The sequence below is a fragment of the Streptosporangium sp. NPDC001681 genome, from assembly GCF_040298085.1.
In the GTDB taxonomy this organism is placed as follows: Bacteria; Actinomycetota; Actinomycetes; order Streptosporangiales; family Streptosporangiaceae; genus Streptosporangium.
Map to the genome: position 1 here is coordinate 1 of NZ_JBEOZN010000254.1, position 5,050 is coordinate 5,050.

Annotated in this window: 6 protein-coding genes; 1 reads left to right on the top strand and 5 read right to left on the bottom strand. The window is 68.3% G+C overall.

Translation table 11 applies throughout. The features are described from left to right. Positions 1 to 112: 112 nt before the first annotated feature. From ABT130_RS46890 to ABT130_RS46900, 3 genes are all read right to left on the bottom strand, one after another. Positions 113 to 1,057: an NAD-dependent epimerase/dehydratase family protein gene (locus ABT130_RS46890; RefSeq protein WP_350966400.1), complete on the bottom strand. Its 945-nt coding sequence runs from the start codon at positions 1,055 to 1,057 to the stop codon at positions 113 to 115. 200 nt (positions 1,058 to 1,257) lie between these two features. Continuing rightward, the gene (gene rsrA, locus ABT130_RS46895; protein ID WP_030924877.1) at positions 1,258 to 1,524 is read right to left on the bottom strand and encodes a mycothiol system anti-sigma-R factor; all 267 of its coding nucleotides are present in this window, start codon (positions 1,522 to 1,524) and stop codon (positions 1,258 to 1,260) included. A 64-nt stretch (positions 1,525 to 1,588) separates the two neighbouring features. Beyond that, entirely contained in the window at positions 1,589 to 2,194 is a 606-nt protein-coding gene (locus ABT130_RS46900) for a sigma-70 family RNA polymerase sigma factor (protein ID WP_030924879.1), read from the bottom strand. Between the two features lie 286 nt (positions 2,195 to 2,480). Here ABT130_RS46900 and ABT130_RS46905 point away from each other — a divergent pair, with 286 nt between their 5' ends. Continuing rightward, the gene (locus tag ABT130_RS46905) at positions 2,481 to 3,221 is read left to right on the top strand and encodes a class I SAM-dependent methyltransferase (RefSeq protein ID WP_350914254.1); all 741 of its coding nucleotides are present in this window, start codon (positions 2,481 to 2,483) and stop codon (positions 3,219 to 3,221) included. Positions 3,222 to 3,660: 439 nt separating this feature from the next. Here the strand turns inward: ABT130_RS46905 and ABT130_RS46910 are convergent, their stop codons facing one another. Next, complete coding sequence (locus tag ABT130_RS46910) at positions 3,661 to 3,993, bottom strand: TraR/DksA family transcriptional regulator (RefSeq protein WP_030924883.1); 333 nt, start codon at positions 3,991 to 3,993, stop codon at positions 3,661 to 3,663. Positions 3,994 to 4,184: 191 nt separating this feature from the next. Then, a complete protein-coding gene (locus ABT130_RS46915; RefSeq protein ID WP_350966401.1) occupies positions 4,185 to 4,916 on the bottom strand; it encodes an SOS response-associated peptidase in 732 nt (243 codons plus the stop codon). Positions 4,917 to 5,050: the final 134 nt, after the last annotated feature.

The following is a 5,050-nucleotide window of genomic DNA, read 5'->3' on the forward strand; positions in this document are numbered from 1 at the left end:
CCCCCAAGGGGAGGCGTGAGGCACGTCTCCGGGGTGATTCTTGAGGGACGGCCCCGGGGCGCTGTCCCGGCCGGTCCGGTGCGGCCTCACGAGTTGAGAGTGCTTGGTGGGATTACGGGGTTGCGAGTTTGGTCCTCGCCCAGTCGACCGTGGCCTTCAGGCCCGTGGCCAGGTCCGTCTGGGGGCGCCAGCCGAGCCCGTCGAAGGCGGGAGCCGGATCGACGGCCATGGCCGGGAGGTCTCCCAGGCGGGCCGGAGCCCCACCCGGCTCGTCGACGGCCCCCGCCGCCGCGGCGACCAGGGAGTGCAGCCTCCGGTCGGTGGTCTCGACTCCGGTGCCCAGGTTGAAGCGGCCGCCACCGCCCTTGGTGCCACAGGCACGGGCGAAGCCGTCGACCACGTCGTCGACGAAGATGTAGTCGCGGGTCTGGGTGCCGTCGCCGTACACCACCGTGGGGGTGCCGTTGAGCAGCGCGTCCGTGAAGATGGCGACCACCCCCGCCTCGCCGTCCGGCGACTGGCGCGGGCCGTAGACGTTGGAGAGCACCAGCGTGGTGTAGTCGATGCCGTGGAGCGCCTTGAAGGTGGCCAGGTAGGTCTCCGCGCTGAGCTTGGAGGCCGCGTACGGAGAGCGCGGGTCGGTCGCCGCGCCGCCGGGGACCGGGATGACCGCCGGCCTGCCGTAGACCGCGACCGAGGAGGCGAAGACGACCTTGCGGGTGCCACCGTGGTGGGCGGCCGTCAGGACCGACGCGGTGCCCTCGACGTTGAGCCTGGCGTCGTGTACCGGGTCGGCCACGCTCTTGCGCACGCTGATCTGCGCTGCGAGGTGGCAGACGACCTCGGGTCTCCACTCGGCCGCCAGGCCGATCAGGGCCGGGTCCCGGATGTCCATCACGTGCAGGGCGAACAGGGGGCTCTCCGCGGCGCGGACCAGGTTGCCGCGGTCGCCACCGGACAGGTCGTCCACCACCGCGACCTCGTGCCCGTCGGCCAGCAGCCGGTCAACGAGGGTGGATCCGATGAACCCCGCCCCACCGGTCACGAGTATGCGCATGAGCAACCCCCATCGTCGTGTGACTCCTCCGCTCCACGAGGGGAGTGGCTTCTCGGTTCCCTCGACCGAGAGAACCGACGGCCAGGCCATGACCGTTTCGAACCCAGGAACCATAACAGGGAAGCGGTTCACCTGCCGGGTGAACCCGGCAGCCTCTCGGCACACACGATGACCACGACCGTACGGAGGCTCCGGAGAGGTCAGTGGGCGAGTTCGGAGCGTACCTGGTCGATCCGGCTGAGCACCTTGGCCCGCAGGTCCTCCGAGACCTGGTCGCAGCCGCAGTGCTTGGCGACGAGTTGCTTGACGACCTGCTCCAGGCCGTACTCCTCCAGGCAGGGGTGGCACTCGTCCAGGTGCTGGCGGATGTCCGCGCAGTTGCGCTCGTCGAGCTCGCCGTCCAGGTAGGTGTAGACCTTGTCCAGGACCTCACGACAGTCGGTGTCGTGGTGCTCGCCACAGCTCATGCGATCACCTCACCCAGGGGTGTCGAGGCCACCGGGGCGGAATCGCCGTTCCTGTCTCGCTCGCTCACTTCGCACCTTCCGCGGGAACCAGGCCACGCTCGCGGGCGTAGTCCTCAAGTTGGGTCCGCAGCTGGCGACGGCCACGGTGCAGCCGCGACATCACGGTCCCGATGGGGGTCCCCATGATGTCCGCGATCTCCTTGTACGGGAAGCCCTCGACGTCGGCGAGATAGACCGCGATGCGGAACTCCTCGGGAAGCGCGGCCAGCGCCCGCTTCACGTCGGTGTCCGGGAGGTGCTCCAGCGCCTCGACCTCCGCCGACTTCAACCCCGCCGAAGTGTGCGACTCGGCCCTGGCCAGCTGCCAGTCCTCGATCTCCTCGGCGCCCGACTGCTTGGGCTCCCGCTGCTTCTTGCGGTAACTGTTGATGAAGGTGTTGGTCAGGATTCGGTAAAGCCACGCCTTGAGGTTCGTGCCTTGCTGGAACTGGTGAAAAGACGCGAACGCCTTGGCGAAGGTCTCCTGAAGAAGGTCCTCGGCGTCCGCGGGGTTGCGGGTCATCCGAAGTGCGGCAGAGTAGAGCTGGTCGAGATAGGGCATGACATCCCGCTCGAACCGTGTGCTCCGCTGCTCCAGAGTCTCCTCGTCTGTCGCAGGGACCGGACCCACCCCCTTAAGATCGCCGGAGTCCTGCTGACGCGGGACACCGTACTGAGCGGAGGATACCCGCTCACCGGGGATGGCCCGATCACCGGGGCGGGTGATGGGTTCGATCAAGGCGAGCATCTGCTTGCCAACCTCCGAAAGGATCGTGCGTTGTCCGCTTGCAACACGCTCGTCCAGTCATCTGTTCCCGCAAGATAGAAGGTGACGAACGACCCGGTACGGGGAAAAGAAGATACGTACCGGTAGGTAATCAAAGACCACCGGATCCTCCCGACGCCAGGAGCTGCTTGTGCTGCCCATCCCGGCCGAAGAGCTGAACGGCTCAGGTGCGCTCGGGCCGTACTGGACCTTTTATCACGCGGTCGTGGCCGAGCAACTGAGTCGATGGCTGCCGGAAACCCCCTCCACCGTCCTCGACATGTCCTGCGGCAACGGCCGCTGGGCCGTCCAGGCGGCGAAGGCGGGACACCGGGTGATCGAGATGGTCGACTTCCGCCGGCCCGCGGACGACCAACCGCTGCACGACATCTCCAGGGTCAGCCAGGTACGCGCCGACGACCTGCGCTTCCTGCCCGACTGCAGCGTGGACGCCGTGCTCGCCGAGGAACGGGCGATGTCCGTGGAGCTCATGGCCGAGTCCGCGATCGACGATGTCGTCAGGGTTCTGCGTCCCGGCGGCCGGACACTGGTCTGCGTCGACTCCCTGGTGCTGGGGATGGCGATCCTCGCCGAGCAGAACTACTGGGCCCACCTGCGCCAGACCGGCGAGGTCATGCTCGTGCCCTGGCCCGACGGCAGCATCACCCGCTGCTTCAGCAGCGCCCAGCTCCGCGAGCTGCTCACCGAGGCGGGCCTGGAGGTCGAGTGGGTACGGCCCCGCACGGTGCTGTCCCCCTCGACCGTCGACCATGTGCTCGCCTCCGACTCCCGGGCGCTCACCTGGCTGGTCAACACCGAACTGGACACCCACCCCGACGACGACGACACGGTGGGCATCCACTTGGTCGCCAGCGCGCGCCGGCCTGTTTGATTGCGACGCTGCGCGTCGCGGTGAGGCCGCTCTTACCCGGCTCCTTCCCTCGTCGACCGGAGCCGCTCGTACCTCGCGAGTTGCCAGCGACGCTAACGCGTCGCGGTTCGGCCGCTCTTATCCGGCTCCTTCCCTCGTCGACCGGAGCCGCTCGTACCTCGCGACCCCGCTCTCCTCAGTCCAGTCCCCGGCGCGGCCTCACGGCCCCGCTCTCCTCAGTCCAGTCCCCGGCGCGGCCTCATGGGGAGTCCCCCAAGGACAGAGCACAAGGCACGTCCACGGGGAGATTCCTGGTGCGGGAGGCCGGCGCGGCCTCACGGGGAGTCCTTCAAGGGAGGGCATGGGGCACGTCCCCAGGATGTTTTCTGGGTCGGGTGGACGGCGCGTCCCTTCGGGGAAGGATCACGGGCACGTCCCCTGGATGCTTCCGGAGGCGGGGTCAGCGTCGGCGTTCGCGTTTGGACTGGCACTGGAGGCAGCGGGCGGCCTCGGGGCGCGCCTCCAGCCTGCCCTCCGGAACGGGCGCGGCGCAGTCCGCACAGAGTCCGTAGCACCCCTCGTCCATCCGCCTGAGCGCCTCGATCACCGAACCCCGGTGCCGGGTGGCCCCTTCCAGCAGTGCCCGGTTGCGGTCGGAATCGGTCAGCTCGGAACCGGCGTCCGCCGGGGAGCGGTCCCCCGCGGCGGGTGAATCTCCGCGAAGGACTCCGATGGAACGGTCAAGTTCGGCGAGCATGTTCTTCAGACGCTCGCGCGCGGTCGCGACATCCACGAATCCGCACCTCCGGAAAACGGGGACGGCCTGTGAAGGGATCCCCGACTCTCCCGTCAGGCGCAAGGGGTGAGCTCTGGCGACGGTGATCTCGCCCACTTGTCGCGAGTCACCGCTTTCCTCAGCGGATGCCCACTTGCCGGAACTTTTACACCGGATCGACCAGCGTTTTAAGAAGAGCCGCCCTCCCGCTACCGCAGCGGCTCGACGAGCTCGGGGCTGTTGTTGCGCACCGAGTTGACCGCGGTGGAGACCGGATAGACCTCCAGCCCGGTGGAGCCCGCGGGGATCAGGAACTCCCGCGCGTCGGTCACTCCCGGGTCGAGCCACTCACCCCACCGGTCGCGCTCGATCAGCATCGGCATCCGGTCGTGTACCGCACCGGCCTCGTCCACGGCGTCGGTCGTGATGATCGTGCAGGTCACCAGCCAGGAGAGCGGGTCGTCTTCGGCCCGGCCCCGGTCCCGCCAGAACTCGTACAGTCCCGCCATGGCCAGCACGCCGCCGTCGGCGGGGCGGACGAAGTAGGGCTGCTTCTTCGGTCTGCCCTTGGCGTCCTTCTCGTCGAGCACGACCCACTCGAAGTAACCGTCGGCGGGCAGCAGGCACCTGCGCTCCGCGAACGCCTTACGGTAGGCGGGTTTCTCCGCCACCGTCTCCACCCGCGCGTTGATCATCTTTGAGCCGATGGAAGGGTCCTTGGCCCAGGCCGGGACCAGCCCCCAGCGGACCACGCGGAGCTGCCGGACCGGTCGGCCGTCCGGATCGGCCTTCGGCACCCGGTTCATCACCGCGTACACCGGTTTCGTGGGCGCGACGTTGTAGTCGGGCCTGAGTTCGTCGTCGGCCGCACCGTCAAACTCGACCTGGAACTCCTCCAGCAACTCGTGCTTGTCCCGCGTAGACGCGTATCTCCCGCACATATCTCCACTTTGCCACGCCACGGCACACCGGAAGCCCCACCGAGAAGTACCCAAGATCCCTCTCCTCAGAGACACCCCGTTCTCCCGCCCCAAGAATCACCCCGGGAACGTGCCTCATGCCTCCCCTTGGGGGA